The organism is Exiguobacterium sp. s102, assembly GCF_018618635.1.
GTDB classification, from domain to species: Bacteria; Bacillota; Bacilli; order Exiguobacteriales; family Exiguobacteriaceae; genus Exiguobacterium_A; species Exiguobacterium_A oxidotolerans.
In genome coordinates this window covers 137,474-154,451 of record NZ_JACSML010000004.1, presented here as the reverse complement: position 1 = coordinate 154,451, position 16,978 = coordinate 137,474, and the positions used below count along the sequence as shown (strand labels likewise).

16 protein-coding genes and 1 tRNA gene are annotated in these 16,978 nt (G+C 43.6%); 9 read left to right on the top strand and 8 right to left on the bottom strand.

Going from position 1 to position 16,978, the window contains the following annotated elements:
* Positions 1 to 172: 172 nt before the first annotated feature.
* From KNQ02_RS11840 to nagE, 3 genes are all read left to right on the top strand, one after another.
* Entirely contained in the window at positions 173 to 1,375 is a 1,203-nt protein-coding gene (locus tag KNQ02_RS11840) for an ornithine--oxo-acid transaminase (protein WP_214766721.1), read from the top strand.
* A 117-nt stretch (positions 1,376 to 1,492) separates the two neighbouring features.
* A complete protein-coding gene (locus KNQ02_RS11835; protein ID WP_088836321.1) occupies positions 1,493 to 1,690 on the top strand; it encodes a CsbD family protein in 198 nt (65 codons plus the stop codon).
* Between the two features lie 159 nt (positions 1,691 to 1,849).
* The gene (nagE, locus tag KNQ02_RS11830) at positions 1,850 to 3,358 is read left to right on the top strand and encodes an N-acetylglucosamine-specific PTS transporter subunit IIBC (protein WP_088836322.1); all 1,509 of its coding nucleotides are present in this window, start codon (positions 1,850 to 1,852) and stop codon (positions 3,356 to 3,358) included.
* A 59-nt stretch (positions 3,359 to 3,417) separates the two neighbouring features.
* On the opposite strand, the gene KNQ02_RS11825 is transcribed toward nagE, so the two are convergent.
* The 4 genes from KNQ02_RS11825 to yhfH all read right to left on the bottom strand — a co-directional run bounded on the left by KNQ02_RS11825 (position 3,418) and on the right by yhfH (position 6,295).
* On the bottom strand, positions 3,418 to 4,326 hold the full coding sequence (locus KNQ02_RS11825; RefSeq protein ID WP_029332642.1) for an EamA family transporter: 909 nt from the start codon (positions 4,324 to 4,326) through the stop codon (positions 3,418 to 3,420).
* Between the two features lie 93 nt (positions 4,327 to 4,419).
* Positions 4,420 to 5,070 carry a YkyA family protein gene (locus tag KNQ02_RS11820; protein WP_214808623.1) on the bottom strand — a complete coding sequence of 217 codons (651 nt, stop codon included), beginning with the start codon at positions 5,068 to 5,070 and terminating at the stop codon, positions 4,420 to 4,422.
* A gap of 12 nt (positions 5,071 to 5,082) precedes the next feature.
* A complete protein-coding gene (locus tag KNQ02_RS11815; RefSeq protein WP_214808620.1) occupies positions 5,083 to 5,928 on the bottom strand; it encodes a polysaccharide deacetylase family protein in 846 nt (281 codons plus the stop codon).
* A gap of 220 nt (positions 5,929 to 6,148) precedes the next feature.
* The gene (gene yhfH / locus KNQ02_RS11810) at positions 6,149 to 6,295 is read right to left on the bottom strand and encodes a protein YhfH (protein WP_084157661.1); all 147 of its coding nucleotides are present in this window, start codon (positions 6,293 to 6,295) and stop codon (positions 6,149 to 6,151) included.
* A 192-nt stretch (positions 6,296 to 6,487) separates the two neighbouring features.
* On the opposite strand from yhfH, the gene KNQ02_RS11805 reads away from it, so the two are divergent.
* Positions 6,488 to 7,114 carry a nitroreductase family protein gene (locus tag KNQ02_RS11805; protein ID WP_214808617.1) on the top strand — a complete coding sequence of 209 codons (627 nt, stop codon included), beginning with the start codon at positions 6,488 to 6,490 and terminating at the stop codon, positions 7,112 to 7,114.
* 237 nt (positions 7,115 to 7,351) lie between these two features.
* Positions 7,352 to 7,424 (top strand) — tRNA-Val (locus KNQ02_RS11800).
* A 45-nt stretch (positions 7,425 to 7,469) separates the two neighbouring features.
* Here KNQ02_RS11800 and KNQ02_RS11795 read toward each other — a convergent pair.
* Entirely contained in the window at positions 7,470 to 8,039 is a 570-nt protein-coding gene (locus tag KNQ02_RS11795) for a YdhK family protein (RefSeq protein ID WP_088836326.1), read from the bottom strand.
* Between the two features lie 166 nt (positions 8,040 to 8,205).
* Here KNQ02_RS11795 and KNQ02_RS11790 point away from each other — a divergent pair, with 166 nt between their 5' ends.
* From KNQ02_RS11790 to KNQ02_RS11780, 3 genes are read left to right on the top strand one after another with little or no spacing between them, the layout of a single operon-like run.
* Positions 8,206 to 9,567 (top strand): sensor histidine kinase, encoded by a 1,362-nt coding sequence (locus tag KNQ02_RS11790; RefSeq protein ID WP_214808614.1) that lies wholly within the window; start codon positions 8,206 to 8,208, stop codon positions 9,565 to 9,567.
* A 5-nt stretch (positions 9,568 to 9,572) separates the two neighbouring features.
* Positions 9,573 to 10,256, top strand: coding sequence for a response regulator transcription factor (locus tag KNQ02_RS11785; RefSeq protein ID WP_214808611.1), 684 nt, complete (start codon positions 9,573 to 9,575; stop codon positions 10,254 to 10,256).
* Positions 10,257 to 10,267: 11 nt separating this feature from the next.
* Positions 10,268 to 10,819, top strand: coding sequence for a histidine phosphatase family protein (locus KNQ02_RS11780; RefSeq protein ID WP_214770067.1), 552 nt, complete (start codon positions 10,268 to 10,270; stop codon positions 10,817 to 10,819).
* A gap of 66 nt (positions 10,820 to 10,885) precedes the next feature.
* Here the strand turns inward: KNQ02_RS11780 and KNQ02_RS11775 are convergent, their stop codons facing one another.
* Both KNQ02_RS11775 and KNQ02_RS11770 read right to left on the bottom strand, forming a co-directional pair.
* Positions 10,886 to 12,376: a phytoene desaturase family protein gene (locus tag KNQ02_RS11775; RefSeq protein WP_214770065.1), complete on the bottom strand. Its 1,491-nt coding sequence runs from the start codon at positions 12,374 to 12,376 to the stop codon at positions 10,886 to 10,888.
* A 22-nt stretch (positions 12,377 to 12,398) separates the two neighbouring features.
* Positions 12,399 to 12,944 carry a methyltransferase family protein gene (locus tag KNQ02_RS11770; RefSeq protein WP_088836331.1) on the bottom strand — a complete coding sequence of 182 codons (546 nt, stop codon included), beginning with the start codon at positions 12,942 to 12,944 and terminating at the stop codon, positions 12,399 to 12,401.
* Between the two features lie 190 nt (positions 12,945 to 13,134).
* On the opposite strand from KNQ02_RS11770, the gene KNQ02_RS11765 reads away from it, so the two are divergent.
* Positions 13,135 to 13,611, top strand: coding sequence for a DUF456 domain-containing protein (locus tag KNQ02_RS11765; RefSeq protein WP_088836332.1), 477 nt, complete (start codon positions 13,135 to 13,137; stop codon positions 13,609 to 13,611).
* 150 nt (positions 13,612 to 13,761) lie between these two features.
* On the opposite strand, the gene KNQ02_RS11760 is transcribed toward KNQ02_RS11765, so the two are convergent.
* Positions 13,762 to 16,869 (bottom strand): efflux RND transporter permease subunit, encoded by a 3,108-nt coding sequence (locus tag KNQ02_RS11760; RefSeq protein ID WP_214766707.1) that lies wholly within the window; start codon positions 16,867 to 16,869, stop codon positions 13,762 to 13,764.
* Between the last annotated feature and the right edge of the window lie 109 nt (positions 16,870 to 16,978).

The window sequence follows — 16,978 nt, the reverse complement described above, 5'->3', positions numbered from 1 at the left end:
ACACTCCTTGTTACGCAAATTGATAGTTCAGTTGTCTTGTCTATTCCCAATATATTCAATCAACATGCAGATAAACCCTCTTAGATGTTTAATTTTTGTATGAAGATTATTTTGAGGAATCTGTTATAATCGATTTGAAAGCGTTTTCTAAAGAGTCAAAGGGGGACTATTTATGAATCAAACAGAAAAAATCATTCAACAGACAGAGCAGTTCGGGGCACATAACTATCATCCACTTCCAATCGTCATTTCAGAAGCGGAAGGCGTCTTCGTCAAAGATCCGGAAGGACGTCAGTATATGGATATGCTCAGTGCTTACTCAGCCGTCAATCAAGGGCATCGTCATCCTAAAATCATCGAAGCTTTAAAACGCCAGGCTGATAAGATTACGTTGACGTCACGTGCGTTCCATAATGATCAGTTAGGTTTCTTCTATGAAAAAGTAGCGAAGTTGACGAATAAAGATATGGTTCTACCAATGAACACCGGTGCAGAAGCCGTCGAAACAGCAGTGAAAGCTGCACGACGTTGGGCGTATGAAGTAAAACGGGTTCCGGGCGACGCTGAGATTATCGTGTGCGAAGGAAACTTCCATGGGCGGACGATGACTGCTGTTTCCATGTCGACGGAAGCAGAATACCAACGTGGTTTTGGACCACTGTTACCTGGAATCAAAACGATTCCCTATGGTGACCTGGAAGCCTTAAAAGGTGCAATCACTGAAAATACGGCAGCTTTCATCGTTGAGCCGATTCAAGGGGAAGCGGGAATCTTGATTCCGTACGAAGGGTTCTTAAAAGACGCCCAAGCTGTCTGTAAAAAGCAGAACGTCCTGCTCGTGGCTGACGAAATCCAATCAGGTCTCGGACGTTCAGGCAAGTGGTTTGCTTCGGATTGGGACGAAGTGACGCCAGACATGTATATTCTCGGAAAAGCATTAGGGGGCGGAGTCTTCCCGATTTCATGTGTCGCGGCAAATCGGGACGTACTGAATGTCTTTAATCCAGGCTCGCATGGCTCAACGTTTGGTGGAAATCCATTAGCATGTGCCGTTTCAGTTGCTTCGCTTGAAGTACTTGAAGATGAGAAGTTACCTGAGCGGTCGCTCGAACTCGGAACGTATTTCATGGAGAAACTAAAACAAATTAAAAATCCAATCATTAAAGAAGTCCGCGGACGCGGTCTTTTCATCGGGGTTGAGTTGACAGAAGCGGCTCGTCCATATTGTGAAGCATTAAAAGAAAAAGGTTTGCTCTGTAAAGAAACGCATGAGACGGTCATTCGTTTTGCACCGCCACTCGTCATCACGAAAGAAGAGCTCGACTGGGCCTTTGAACGAATCGAACAAGTATTAGGCGCTTCAGTAACGCAATAATGGAGGGATCAAGACTTCCCAGTCGATAATGACGGGAAGTCTTTTTCTTTTTTATGTTTGATTCTTTTAGAGGTGGGAAAATACTATTATTCGCATAAAAAATAGGGGGTAATGAATATGTCAGATAACAGTGGTTTGAATAAAAAGCTCGATGGTGCAGTCGATAAAGCAGCAGGTAAAGCAAAAGAGGCACTTGGTAAAGCAACAGGGGATAAATCAACAGAACGTGATGGGAAGAAAGATCAACTAAAAGGCGGCGCGAAAAAGACAGTCGGAAATGTCCAGCAAGATCTTGAGGATACGAATCGTCATTAATGCATGGCTGAAAGTACCCGAACGTTCGGGTACTTTTTTTATGAATAAATTTGTATAAAGGTCTAGTCATTTAGATGTTTATATGAAATAATAACAGTTGTAAAAGCGTTTTCATTGTTCTATCACAAATCATTATTTACTTAAGAAAGGATGAAGTGTATGTTGCAATTTCTTCAACGGATTGGTAAAGCCTTAATGTTACCAATCGCCGTATTACCAGCCGCAGGGATTGTCTTACGACTCGGATCGGCAGACATGCTGGATATCCCATTGATGGTTGCAGCGGGAGGGGCAATTTTTGATAACCTGCCGCTCATCTTCGCTATTGGTGTCGCAATCGGACTTTCGATTGATGCCAGCGGGGCAGCCGGATTAGCTGGGGCAGTTGGTTATCTCGTTTTAAAAAATGGTGTTGATTCAATGAACAAAGATTATTCCAACGCCCAAATTCAAGCGAAGTATGATGCGATAGCGGCCATTGTCAATGACTCTTCGACGAAAGCTGACGGTGCGACCTTGAGTGCGATTGCGAATCAGGCGAGTCTCGGTTCGATGGTCAATATGGCTGTATTTGGCGGAATCATTGCCGGAATTACAGCTGGGTTGCTTTACAATCGTTTTTATAACATTAAACTTCCAGATTGGTTAGCATTCTTTGGTGGGAGACGGTTCGTTCCGATCATCACCTCTGCTGTCATGCTCGTTTTAGCTTTTATCTTTGGTTACTTATGGCCGTTCATCGAAGATGGGATCAATGGTGCAGGAGAATGGATGGTCAGCCTCGGAGCAGGCGGTGCCGCACTGTTTGGATTCTTCAACCGTCTCTTGATTCCTGTCGGTCTTCATCATGTCTTAAACAATATTTTTTGGTTCGTCTTCGGGTCGTATGAAAAAGCAGACGGGACGATCGTCAATGGAGACATTGCCCGTTTCTTTGCCGGAGATCCGACAGCGGGTATTTATCAGGCTGGTTTCTTCCCGATTATGATGTTTGCGCTACCGGCAGCTGCTGCTGCAATGGTGATGGCAGCACGAAAAGAAAATCGAAAAGCTGTTGCCGGAGCGATGATCGGTTTAGGATTGACTTCTTTCCTAACGGGGATTACAGAGCCGATTGAATTTTCATTCATGTTCCTTTCACCCGTCTTGTATGTCATGCATGCTGTTTTGACAGGTCTTTCGATGGCCGTCGTCAATTTAATCGGAGTATTGCATGGTTTCTCATTCTCGGCCGGTTTTATCGACTATGCCTTGAATTTTGGAATCGCTACAAAACCGTTGTTGCTGATTCCGGTTGGTCTCGCGTTCGCGGTCATCTATTACTTCCTGTTCTACTTCATGATTACGAAGTTTGATTTAAAAACACCAGGTCGTGAAGATGAATCGCTCGTAACAGACACGGGTATCGTAACAGGTGTTTCAGATGATAAGTATGAGCAACAAGCAGCAAAAATCTTTGCAGGTCTACAAGGTACGGAAAATGTGACGGCGATTGATAATTGTGCAACACGTTTACGTTTACAAGTCAAAGATACAAGTGTAATTGATGAAGCAGCGATTAAAGCCGCTGGTGCAAAAGGTGTCATGAAGATGGGGGCGACAAACGTCCAAATCATCATCGGGACAGATGTTGAATTCGTCGCGGATGCCATGAAACGTCAAAAATAAGTAAACAAAAGACCATCGCTCATGAGCGATGGTCTTTTGTTTTGAAGGGAGATACACTTTTAAGAAAAGTCACGTTGATTGTGCGACGCAGTGACTGTTTTTTGTTTTGGGGCGTGGGCATAAATCGGATAAAAAATACCGACTAAAATGATGATGATACCAATCCATTGCGAGCCCATTAAATGTTCGCCTAAAATGAGCACAGAACAGATAACTGCTGTTGGGAGCTCGGCAGCCCCGAGCAATGAGACGCTGGCAGGACTGAGATGTGGTGCACCTGCAGCAAATAAAAGTGGTGGTAAAATCAAAGCGAATAAGCCGAGTGGAAGGGCATAAAGCAACATTCCATTCTCAAAATTTGTTTCGCTCAAGAAAGTAGTAGGTGGATACATAATCATGACGAAAAGTAACCCACCTGTCATCATATAAAAGCTCTTTTTGATGACCGGAAGATGATTTGCGACACGTCCGCTCGCGAGTAAAAAGATGGAGAAGCTGACCGCTGCTCCTAATCCGAACAACGTTCCGCGGAAGTCAAGCGAACTCGTGTAAGCAGCACTTGCCAAAATGGCTCCGCCAATCAAGAGGATTGCTGACAAGAAGTGTGCCCGTGAAGGTAAGCGTTTCGAAATGATTGAATCGATAACAACACCAATCCACGTAAATTGGAACAATAAGATGATTGCGACGGAAGCAGATATTGTCTGCAGGCTCTGATAGTAAAGGTAACCTGTCGTCCCACTGGAGATGCCGATAATGACCAGTTTCATAGCGGTCGTAGGTGCGAGACGTAGATTTTTTGTAAATAGCGCAAGGATGAAAATCATGAGCCATCCGAAGAGAAACTGACTTCCTGAAACTGTAGCAGAGTCGAAGCCGGCAGCATAAGCTAGTTTGACAATCGTTGAAAGGACACCGTAACTGATGGCGCCGATTAAAACGAAAAGTGTTGCTTTTGATCGATTCATTTGGTTGCCTCCATGTTTTAGAACGCACAAAAAAGGTTGCAACAGGGCCTAGTCCAGGTTTTTTGGACAGGGTTTGGTTGCAACCTGTGTGAGTTATTTAATGTTGAGACCTACCTCTTTGTAAAAGGCGGGTTTTAATTCATTGTAGCGAGCAGTTAAACGATTAAAATCGTTTAACGTAGCTGTAGCCTGACGCGTAGTACGATTTAAGTCGGCTGTTGCTTCATCAATCTTAACGAAGTTCGGTTTCTCGGTCAAGTAGGAGAGTAATTTTTCCTCCGCGTTCATTGAAGCGGTATACTGCTTAACGAACGTAGTAAATGCTTGTTCACGCTGTTCGATGACTTCAATCACGCGAGATCCTTCACGTTTCGGTCCGGTTTCGAGTTCTGCGACGTAATCTTTTAATTCTTGCATATCTAACTTGGCGAAAGCCTCTCGGCGCAACGATTGTTCTTGTTCAAGCAAAGAGAATCGTTCTTCGTTTAAAGCCATTAATTCCTCACGTTCATTTTGTGACCGCTTGATTTCCTCAGCTCCTGCATCGAGAACTGCTTGGTACGTGTTAACGGAAATTTCATCTTTTCTACTTCTAGACTCTGCGAGCGTGGTCGCGTCTTGTTCGTATGTTGCGTGCTCCTCGAGTTTGTCATAAAAGTCCATAGAGGAATCTGTTGAACAACCACTTAAAAGTAACGCAGCACAACTCGAGAGAAAAGTGAGAGACAGGTATATTTTTTTCATGAACGAAACTCCTTATAGATTGGATTGCTGAACAAAATTAAACGGAATATGGAAGTCTTCATCATAAATCGAAAACTGATAGCCTTTTTTCTTTAAACCGGCAACGATTGCCGGAAGTGCGCGTAACGTTTGTGGTTGTTCATGTAATAAAATAATTTCGAAGGGATCTTCTGCCCGGTCGATGACAGTTTTTGCGACTTCTTTTGCACTGTCTTTGTAATACCAATCCATCGAATCAATCGACCAGTCCCAGACACGTAGATTCGCAGACGCCACATCATTCGCAATCGTTTTTGAAATACCGGGAGACGAGCCATACGGAGGACGCGTCAGAAGAGGCGAATGTCCCGTTAACTGATTAATCTTTTTTTGGACGCTCAGCATCTCTTTGACATATTGTTTTTTCTTATAGAGCGTTTCATAGTCATGGGTCTCACTATGCAAACCGATGTAATGTCCTGCTGTTGCGGTATCTTTTACAAACGTCGGCTGGGCGTCGATGTTGCTTCCGATGAAAAAGAAAGTAGCTTTGACTTGTTGTTGCGCCAGTTCATTTAAAATGTCTGTGGTTAAGGCGCTAGGACCATCCTCAAACGTTAAATAGGCGACTTTTTTTGTCACACCATTCCATTGATCGACCCGGGATTTTTCCATGTTAGCAACAGGGACTTGTCCGAGCGTTGTGACCGTTACAGTAGCGAGCTGTTGTTTCGACTTGATGTATTGATAGGCGATGAATCCACCGACAGAAAGTAAAAGTAAGGTGAATAAAATCGATAGCTTGCGAAGAAATTTGTTCTTAGAATGTCGTTTTCGTGGTCCAAGACCAATCGGATTTCCAGTGTTGTATGAATCCATCGCTGTTATAGCTCCTTTGCGGAAAATCGTATAGGTTAACTGTAACATTTTGTCTGTTTCATTTGTAACAAACATGTTACAAAAAGATAACTGAGTAAGATTTTTCAAATTATGACTCAGTAAGTTAGATTAAAACAGATGATATTTGATTTAAATTAAATATGAAAAAGAGGACAAGCAGACCCGTTTGGATCTGTTTGTCCTCTTTGTTATAGCTCACTTATTGTTCAGTGACTGTGCAATCCGTACATTCGGACTGGTAAGATTCGCATTGTTCATCCATCTCTTTTCCACAGGTAGCACAAGTTTTTGCAGGGAGTTGACGATAAAATTCAGCAGATGTCTCTTGGTAAAGTGGCTGTTCCATTTGTATCTCCTCCTAATGGCAATCAATGTGTATACAACGTTGTTTATATAATCTTATTGTATTAGTACAGATGATGAAAGTCAATAATTGTTTTATAACAGATGAAGTTAAGTAAGTCTTGTCATATGACAGTCGAGAAACAGGATGATACGATATCAAAGTAAATTAGATACTATTAAGGGGGATTACATCATGAACCAAACTTTTTCAGAAACACTGCAAACATTGAATGAACGACGTTCTGTTCGTCATTATGATGCGTCATTTACATTAACTGAAACGGAAGTAAAAGAATTAATCGAATTAACAACAGCTGCACCAAGTGCTTGGAACTTACAACATTGGCATTTTATCGCCTTCCACTCAGAAGAAGCGAAACAACAGCTCGCACCGATTGCTTACAATCAACCAGCCATCACGTCTTCTTCAGTCGTCATCGCCGTGCTGGGTGATACGCAGGCAAACCGTAATTACAATCCGGTCTACGGACCAGCTGTCGAAGCGGACGGCATGACGGAAGAGTTATTTGACTCGATCAAAGGGCAAGTAGAAGGTGCCTACCAAAGTGCTGCATACGGCCGTGACGCGGCAATGTCGAATGCCAGCTTAGCTGCGATGCAGTTGATGCTCGTGGCAGAAGCGAAAGGGCTCTCGACGCTTGCGATGGGCGGTTTCGATCATCAAGTATTCGCCGATACGTTCATTACGGAAGAGCGTTTTGTACCTGTTATGTTGATTGCTGTCGGTAAAGCCGTTGAAAATGCGAAAAAACGCCCGGCACTTCGCTTACCAGTCGATCAAGTGACAACAATATTATAAAAACAAGGGGCTGACTCAAAAGTAAACATGTGCCACACCCATCTTGTTTAAAAGGAATCACTTGCTTCACGCGACGCTTGCAAAAAAAGCGCGTAAAAAGAAAGGTGATTTCTTTTTGAGTCAGCTCGACTGTTTTTTTATGAAAAAATTATTTTTTTTACGGAAACTACTTGCCAGCTGTTTAGTTTCTTGCTATATTAATAAATGTCCTAGCAAGTACATAACGTACTGCATCATGATTCTGTAGCTCAGCTGGGAGAGCGCTACCTTGACAGGGTAGAGGTCGCTGGTTCGAGCCCAGTCAGAATCATACTAAAAGTCCCGTTCATCATTTGATGAACGGGACTTTTTTAGTTTATTCGTTCGTTTGAAGTTCGTCTTCTGTCACCCACTTGTGATTTTTGACAGTGTCGCCGCCCGTCGTCGGTTTGAAGTCAACCATGTAAACGGTTGTTTGTTCAGCGCTGTCGATTGTTGCTTTGGCACCATTCATACCAGTCATATGATCAGCATCAATCGTCGTCGTGTCACCTTTTTTAAGTGGAGAAGATGGGACTGGTGTTAACTCTTCCTGGACGACCCATTTATGATTGGTCACTTTCTTTCCGCCATCTGTTGGTGTGAAGCTCACGGCATAAACGGTCGTATCAAATGCACCGGCAATTGTCGCTTCCGCTCCATCCATTCCTTTCATATGCTTCGACGACATGATTGCTGTTGAGCCGACCTCGAATTTAGGATTTGCTGCTTTTTTAATACCCTCCGGTAAATCCCCGTCACTTGAATGCATCATTCCTTCATGTGAATCGTCCTGCATTTCACTCTGCATGTCATTGTGGTTTGCTTCTTTATCTTGATCATTCCCGCATGCACCAAGCAATAAGGCAGTCGATAATGTGAGGCTTGCTACGATTGTTTTCTTCATTTTAAATTCCCCCTGTATAATGTGATGACACGATTACTTTACCCATTATTCGTGCAGAAACCGTGCAGAAAGCGTGACATTTCTGCATCCTGTACCGTTCAGTTGGAGTCTAAAATCAATTGGTGTTTATAATGAACAAGAAGAGCATGGTATGAGGAGGGATGACTTGAAACGCATATCGCACTATATCGGAGTACTATTTTTGAGTGCTTTTTTAGTGACTGGAGGTATTTTGTTCGGTGCTTTGTACTTGAATCTTGTCGAAGATCGTTCGGATGAAGTCATGTTAGGTCTGTTGAATCGGGGGGATACGCATCGTGACGTACTCGAGCAGTCCTTCACGGAGCAGACGATTCATCATGTCAGTTTGATGGAATCGACGTCCGAGTTCACGGTTGTCGTGACCGATCAATATGGACAAATCAAAAGTACATCTGACCGACTGACGGATGAGATGCGACAAAAACTTGTCCATACCGACTTTACATACCAAAAAAACAGTCGGATTGTTAATCCATCCGAGACGAAAGGGCACTACTTGATGACTGATAGCCCGATCACTGTATCGGGAAAACACGTAGGTCATGTGTTCATGTTCGCCCAGGCAGATTTAATACAACGAGTAGTTGATCCGTTAACCCGGCAATTTATACGAATTGGAATCGTCGCACTCGTCTTGACGGTCTTTGTTGTTTGGTTCTTTACGCGGGTGATTTCACGTCCTTTAATCGAAATGGAACGGGCGACGGCAGAACTTGGTAGAGGGAACTTGTCTGCTGATTTGCCGGTCGAACGGCAAGACGAACTAGGCGCGTTGGCACGTTCGATTACAAAACTTGCGAAAGATCTCGATCTTCTGAATCGGGAACGTACCGAATTTTTAGCAAATGTTTCCCATGAATTGAGAACACCGTTAACTTATATGAAAGGTTATGCGGATATCTTAAGCCGACCTGGTTTAACAGAATCTGAAAAAGCTTCGTATATTAAGATTATTCAAGAGGAAAGCACGCAGGTGACGGAATTGATTGAGCAACTTCTTCTATTAGCACGTTTAGATGAAAATGAATTCTTGATTAAACGGTTACCTGTATCACTTGAGCAACTCATTCCATCACTTGTCGAGAAAGTTCGTCCCGCGATTGAAGCGGAAGGATTAACACTAACGGTCATGGGTGACGCTGTAACGATTGAAGGAGATGACGTTCGTCTTGGTCAAGTCGTATTGAATCTTCTTGATAACGCACGGAAGTATACAGAAACCGGATCCATTGAAATCAATTATGGTAGAAATTCAGGTGGGCCCTTTTTTACGGTTCGAGATACGGGGATTGGGATAGAGGAAAATGAAATCAAGCGGGTCACAGAACGGTTGTACCGAAGTGAACCGTCGCGCTCTCGGAATCGTGGCGGATCAGGAATCGGTCTGGCGATTGCGAGTGCCATCGTCAAAGCGCATGGGGCTAGCTTAGAGATTAAAAGTCGGAAAAATCAAGGGACGACAGTAACTGTCCAATGGGAGGTGTAACAAAGATGGCACGGATATTGATCGTGGATGATGAAGCACGTATGCGGCAGTTGCTTCAGTTATATTTAAAGCCCTATGGACACACCTGTTTTTTAGCTGAATCAGCAGAAAAAGCCTTACAACTCGTTCAAACGGTTCCGATTGACTTAGCATTACTAGATGTCATGATGCCCGAAGTCGACGGTTGGAAATTATGTCAAACTATCCGGCAGTTCGCTGATTTTCCAATCATTATGGTGACAGCCCGAAATCAACGAGAAGATGTTTTGCGTGGTCACGAAGTCGGCGCAGATGACTATGTTTCAAAACCGATTCAAGAAGGAGAGTTGCTTGCTCGAATCGAATTGTTAATCGGGGAGTCTCGAAATGGAGAAATTAATTTTCATGGTCTTCAGTATAATTCTGCTGCCTATCGCTGTGAATACGAGGGGCAGCGAATTTCACTTACGAAAAAAGAATTTCAGTTACTCGGAAAACTGCTACATGCCAAGAACACGATCCTTTCGCGGGAACGTTTATTGGAATCTGTTTGGGGTTATGAAAACATGCTTGAACCTCGAACCGTCGATTCGCATATTCGACATGTCCGAGAAAAATTACGTGACGCGGAATTTCCGATTGATCGGTATTTAGAGACGGTTCGGGGAATCGGTTATCGGTTAACGGATTACCCGGATTGGTCAACATAAGGGGGAATATCATGACGACTATCTATCTTGTGCGCCATGCGCATTCAACGTATTCAACCGATGAACGAAATCGTCCGTTATCGGCGAAAGGAAAGCAAGATGCCGAAGCATTAGTTTCAGTGTTTCAAAATATTGCAGTAGATCATGTGTATACGAGTCCATACAGGCGAGCACGTGAAACAGTTCAACCTTTAGCAGCAAATCGGGGGCTCGCTGTTAAGGAACAGTCAAATTTCGCGGAGCGAGTGCTCGCTCCGGGAGCCTTGGCTGATTTTCAAGAAGCAGTCCGTGTCGTTTGGGAACATCCGGATGATAATCCGTACGGTGGTGAGTCGAATCAAGTGGCGACAGAACGTGTCGTTGCGAGTACGATCGAGTTACTGCGGACACATCAAGAAGAGGTGCTTGTCATCGGAACACATGGAAACATCATGGCCTTATTGATGCAGCATTTTGATGCGCAGTATGACTATGCCTTTTGGCAAACGTTACCGATGCCTGCTGTGTACCGACTCGACTTTGAAGGGGAATGCTATAGCGGAAGTCGGCAAGTCACAAGGTGAACTAAAAGAGACAGTGACTTCCGTGTACGTACCGGAAATCACTGCCTCTTTTGTATAGGGCCATACTTAAACGTTGACGGCGCCTTCATGTTTCTTAATCAAGTCTGCCGTCAGTTGGCCGGACAATGTGACCATCGGCACACCGCCACCTGGGTGCGTCGAACCACCGACGAAGTAAAGTCCCTCGTACAGGTCACTTTTCGAAGGGATTTTAAAGCCGCCGTTCTTTTTCCGATCTGCAGCGACACCGTAAATCGAACCGCCATTCGGTCCATAGAGTGATTGTAAGTCTTCCGGTGTAAAACGATATTCGAATTCAATCGAATCGCGTAAACCATCTAGCCCCATCCGTTCAAGTTTGTCGAGGACGACTTCGCGATACGCATCCCAATCCGTTTTACCAGCGGGGTTTTTCGTAAGGGGAGGAACGTGCGTCAAAACGAATAGATTGTCTTTTCCTTCCGGTGCCTGTGAAGCGTCAGATTTCGACGAGACACCAACATAAATCGTTGGATCTTCAGGTGGTACACCATCCTTGAACATTTGTGCAAATTCGCGTTCTGGATCTTCCGAGAAGAAGAAATTATGATGTTTTAATGATTCGTATTCACGGTTGACTCCGAGTAACAAGACGAGACCAGACACAGAAGGAACAAACGAATCATTTAACTTTTTCGCTTGTTTGCCTGCTTTTTTGTCCGGAACAAGGTTTTGATAAGTCGGAATGACTTCGAGATTCGAGACGACGACATCAGCCGGGTAAAACGTACCGTCTTTAGTCTCGACTCCGACTGCGCGTTTTCCTTCGACGACGACACGTTCGACCGGCGTGTTGACGTGAACAGTGACACGCAATTCGTCAAGCAATGCTTGCATCGCTTCGGCAATCTTGTACATACCGCCTTTGACGTAATAGATGCCAATTCCCATTTGGACATAAATCATTTGGTTGAAGACGGCAGGTGCTTCGTATGGATTGGAACCGACATACATCACCATGTAATTAAACAATTGCTCGAGATGTTTGTTATTCAAATGTTTTTTTGTCCCACTTGCAACTGTATTCAACGGATCCATCTTAAGTAACTCGGACATCGTATGGTATTTCTTTAAATCTTTTAAGTCTTCAAGACTATATTTATAAAAGCTATCTAAACACAGGTCATACATTTTTTTAGAGTAACTGAAGAGTTCAACAAAATCGGCTTGATCCGAAACTTTTTTAAATTCATCGAGCATGCCAGGTAAGTCACCTTTGACATCGAGTTCTGTCCCGTCTTCGAAAAACGTCCGCCATTGAGGTTCGATCCGTTCAATTTCTAAGTAGTCTTCGAGGCGACGATGCACGCTTGAGAAAAGTTGTTCGAGGACCCAAGGCATCGTTAAGATAGAAGGACCTGTATCAAACGTAAATCCTTTCCCGCTTCGTTGATTCAACTTCCCACCGACATTGCCGTTCTGCTCGAGCATCGTGACGGCATAACCGTCTCCCGCGAGACGGATCGCTGCTGACATTCCTGCTAAACCTGCTCCGATAACCACTGCTTGTTTTTTCAATAGAATCACTTCTCCTTAGAATTTAATAAATGAAAGGAATCAAACGTTTTCGTGTCGTCGCCCATTGCGTATAAGCTGGACCAAAACCGGCTGTGAGTAGCGTTTCTTCAATTCGAATCCGGTGGCGCAACATAAAGAACATCACAAGACCGGCAACAATCGTAACGATCCAATTAGCAAAAAATAACGGGAAACCGATCGTGATAAACAATAGTCCAGTATAAAGCGGGTGGCGTAATGTCCGATACGGTCCCGTACTGACAAGACGGTCACCCGTATTTACCGTAACGTGCCGCGTAAATTGGTTCTTTAGGTGGAGAATGCCCCAGTAACGTAAAAAGACTCCGCCTCCTAAACAACCTAGTCCGATAATTTGTCGAGGGAGACTTTCGTCTGTTCGACTGAATAGCAACGAGAAAATAATTGTGAGAGACAACGTTATGAAAATTAAGTAGAAACTACGTTGTTCTGCGTATGGAGATGATTCTTTTTGACGATTTCGAAAGAGAAACAATTCGAGTAGCCAAAACAGTGATACGAGGATGAAGGCATAATCTAAAATTGACATCACAGATTCGCCCCTTACATGATTCATTATTTAGAAAAAGCACGTACATGTTATTTTACCCAAAGTTATAGAATTTCAATCGTCTAAAGTCTGCTAAAAGGTTTCATATGGATATAAAAATGGTAAATACTTGATGTATGCTTCGTCGTTCAGTTGTATCGGTCCGTCTGGTATGAAAGAGGTGGAAGCTGTGGCTAAAAAAGATGAAAAGCATCATATCATTACGTTAACGTTTGAAGAAGAATCAACATCGTATCAAGTGTTCAGTGAACTGAAGAAGTATCATGCGAATGGGCAAGTGGATTTTGAGCAAGTCGCAATCATTAAACGAAGCGAGAATGGAGCATTTTCGTTTGAGGATGCCGTTGATTTAAGTGGTTCGAATAAAGCGTTTAAAGGTTCATTGATTGGGATGGCCGTAGGTATACTGGGTGGTCCGTTCGGGATTCTCCTCGGTTCGATGACTGGTATGCTGATTGGTGGATCAAAAGAATTGAAAGAAAACCAAGCGATTCAAGAGACGTTTAAACGGACGTTAGGGGTCATACCACCCGGGAAGACAGGGGTGATCGCGATTGGTGAGGAATTTGAACCATCAGTTTTGGATGGCCTAGTCGCAAAACATAACGGAACGATTGAACGGACCGATGAATACCTTGAAAAATAAAGAAGTGACGAGACAAAGAGCCGTGCTTTCTTCCACTCGGAAAGACCGCTTCACCCGAGGAAGGCAACGGAAAAGGAAGAGAAAGAGGATTCGTATTGTTATCTGTACACGCTAAAAAACCCTTCTCGCACAGGCGAGAAGGGTTTTTCGTTACGCTTTACGTTCTTTTTTGATCTTTTTGAAGAAGAATAACTCATAGACGACAGGTACGATGATTAACGTTAAGAGTGTTGAAGTCGTTAACCCACCGATAACCGTCAACGCAAGACCTTTTGAAATCAGCGTTCCGGACGAAGTCGTTAGAGCAAGTGGAACGAGCGCCATAATTGTTGCGAATGCCGTCATCAAGATTGGACGGAGACGTGTTTTACCAGCTTCGATGAGCGATTCACGAATTGGTAATCCACGAGTGACATTTTGTCCGATACGATCGACGAGAACGATTGCGTTCGTCGTTACGATACCGATCAACATTAAGAATCCGATCATGACACTGACGGACAATGGTTCGTTCGCTAAGAAGAGTGTGACGAGTGAACCGATTGGTACGAAAATGAGCGATGACAAGATGATGAATGGGATACGCGCCTTGCCGAACGTAATCAGCATCGTCAAGTAGACGAGACCAATCGCAACGACGATTGCGATTCCGAGTGACTGGAAGATTTCGACCGTATCATCATTACCGCCACCACTTGTGAGAGATACACCATCGGGTAACTCAATTTTCTCGACATCTGCTTTAACGTCACTCGAAACCGTTTGGACGTTATCGCCTTTCACTTGTCCTGAGACACGTGCGTAGACTTTTCCATCGAGTTTCTGAACCGATGTGAACGTATCGACCGCTTTGACTGTAGCGACATCTTTTAAAGGAACAGGACCTGTCGCTGAGAACAATTGAACATCTTCAAGATCTTCACGTGATGTTAACTCTTTTGCATAAGACAATTGAACGTCTTGTTCCTTATCGTCGAGTGTCAACGTGCCGACCGTGACCGGTTTCGTTTGGTCATTGACGGTACCGAGAATTTGGAAACCAGAGAGACCGAGGTCGCTTGCTTTCTCTGTATCAATTTCAACGAGGAATTGCTTTTGTTTTTCACTAAAGTTATTTGTAACATATTTTAAATCACTGTTTTCTTTCATATTGTCTTCGACTAATTTTGCTGCTGTTTGGAGCGCTTCGAGATCATTCGAGAACAAATCGATGTCCACGTTATTGTTCGAAGGAGGACCACCAGTCGAAAGTTCGGCGATGCTGATTTTAGCATCGACATCGTCTGCGGCTGCAATCTCATCCATTTGTGATTCAAGTGACTTGATTGTTTTTTCGACATCAGCATCTGCTTTTAAGTTAAGGAAGTAACTTGCCTTATTATCGAGACGAAGACCTGTCGTGAAGTCACGCGCTCCGACAGACGTCGTCACATCGTCAATCGCTTCTTCATCGTCAAACATCTCTTCCATCTTCAGTGAGACGTCACTTGTTTTTTCAAGTGATGTCGCAGCCGGAAGCTCAAGCGATGCTGTCAGTGTTTTAGAAGCTTCATTCGGAATAAACGTAAAGCCAAGTTGCGGTACGATGGCGAGTGATCCACCGAGTAATAAGAAAGAGACAATCAAGATAATCGCTTTATGGGATAATGATTTTTCAATCAATGTCCCGTACCAGCGTTGGAGGACGCCTTCTTTTTCTTCCGCCGGAACCTTTTTGAATGCAAACTTCGCTAAAATCGGAACAATCGTAATCGCGACGAGCAATGAAGCGAGTAGCGAGAAGATGATGGTTAAAGCGAATGGTAAGAAGAACTTACCAGTAATTCCACCAACGAATCCGATGGGTAAGAACACGACAACGGTCGTTAATGTCGATGAAGTAATCGCTTTTAAGATTTCCTTCGTCGACTGTTCGATGACTTCATTAGTCATCCCTTGTTCTGACTTGCGGACCCTTCGGAAAATATTCTCGATGACGACGATACTGTCATCGACGACCCGACCGACTGCTACAGCCATCCCACCAAGGGTCATGATGTTCAGTGAAATGTCCTGCCAGTTTAAGAAGATCGCAGCAATCAATAGTGAAAGTGGAATCGAGACGATTGCGATGATGGTCGCACGAATATTACGTAAGAACAGAAGTACGGCAATCGACGCGAATAGAGCACCGAGAAGTCCTTCTTTGACGAGTGTCGAAACGGACTCTTCGATATCTTTTGCTGAATCAATCCCGATTGTATAATCGATTTGATCCTCATATTTGTTGAGAATTTTTGTGACTTGATCGGCAATTTCTACCGTGTTGGCATCCTGTTTTTTTGTGATTGCCATCGAGAGTGAATCTTTTAAGTTATAACGCGTTTTTTCGCTCTGTTTTGAGACAGATTCAATGTCCGCAATATCTTTTAAACGAATCGGTTCTGCTGGTTCTTGAGGTGCCTCCTGACCAGTTGCTTCAGTTGGTGCACCTGTTCCTCCGGTAGCACCAGTAGATGGTTCTGTTGGAGCAGCTGCGGTACCGATGGACGATGTTAATTGTAGATTTTTGATTTTGTCGAGATTTTCAAGTTTTTCTTCGACACGAATTGGAATCTTGGAATCACCTTCCGCAAGTTGTCCAGATGGGAAGGAGACGTATTTGGCATTGATTTGATCTTTAATACTTGAGAGCGACAGACCGGCTGCTGTTGCCTTCTTTTTATCAACGGTAATTTGGACGAGGTCATCTTTGTAACCACCGACCGAAACGCTGTTGATACCTGGGATTTTGTTCAATTCTGGCTCAATTTGATCTTTTAATAGTGATTCAATGTCTTCTCCGTCTTTGCTAAAGAAGGAGATATTATAGATGGGGAACGAACCAAAGGAGAAGCGGTTTAATTTAGTACTTGCTTCTTCAGGTAAGTTTGCATCCTGGATCGCCGCATCGATTTGTTGCTCGACTTGGTCCATGTCGGTATCAAACGGGAATTCAATATTGATGATCCCGATGCTTTCGTACGCAGAACTCGAAATTTTTGTTGATCCCTCAATCCCTTTGAGAGCGGTTTCGAGTTTTGAGACGACTTGTTGATCGACATCCTCAGGGGATGCACCAGGATAAACGGCTTCAACTGAAATTTGCGGGAATTCGATTTCAGGAAACTGGTCGACCTTGAGTTGGGTAAATGAATAGACCCCGCCTAACACTAAAAGAATAGCGATGATAAATACAGCGACAGAGTTTTTTAAGCTAAAACGTGTTAAAAAGTTCAAAAGATGTCCCTCCTTTATTTTTGTATGTGCTTAATTACATACTAGACGACGGTTTAAAGGGCTGCAACTTTAAAACGGTTTAATTTTTATGAAAAAGTTAGAAAAAACA

Coding starts and splice junctions, on each gene's coding strand:
- KNQ02_RS11840 (WP_214766721.1), top strand. CDS start 173: ATGAATCAAACAGAAAAAATCATTCAACAGACAGAGCAGTTCGGGGCA.
- KNQ02_RS11835 (WP_088836321.1), top strand. CDS start 1,493: ATGTCAGATAACAGTGGTTTGAATAAAAAGCTCGATGGTGCAGTCGAT.
- nagE (WP_088836322.1), top strand. CDS start 1,850: ATGTTGCAATTTCTTCAACGGATTGGTAAAGCCTTAATGTTACCAATC.
- KNQ02_RS11825 (WP_029332642.1), bottom strand. CDS start 4,326: ATGAATCGATCAAAAGCAACACTTTTCGTTTTAATCGGCGCCATCAGT.
- KNQ02_RS11820 (WP_214808623.1), bottom strand. CDS start 5,070: ATGAAAAAAATATACCTGTCTCTCACTTTTCTCTCGAGTTGTGCTGCG.
- KNQ02_RS11815 (WP_214808620.1), bottom strand. CDS start 5,928: ATGGATTCATACAACACTGGAAATCCGATTGGTCTTGGACCACGAAAA.
- yhfH (WP_084157661.1), bottom strand. CDS start 6,295: ATGGAACAGCCACTTTACCAAGAGACATCTGCTGAATTTTATCGTCAA.
- KNQ02_RS11805 (WP_214808617.1), top strand. CDS start 6,488: ATGAACCAAACTTTTTCAGAAACACTGCAAACATTGAATGAACGACGT.
- KNQ02_RS11795 (WP_088836326.1), bottom strand. CDS start 8,039: ATGAAGAAAACAATCGTAGCAAGCCTCACATTATCGACTGCCTTATTG.
- KNQ02_RS11785 (WP_214808611.1), top strand. CDS start 9,573: ATGGCACGGATATTGATCGTGGATGATGAAGCACGTATGCGGCAGTTG.
- KNQ02_RS11780 (WP_214770067.1), top strand. CDS start 10,268: ATGACGACTATCTATCTTGTGCGCCATGCGCATTCAACGTATTCAACC.
- KNQ02_RS11770 (WP_088836331.1), bottom strand. CDS start 12,944: ATGTCAATTTTAGATTATGCCTTCATCCTCGTATCACTGTTTTGGCTA.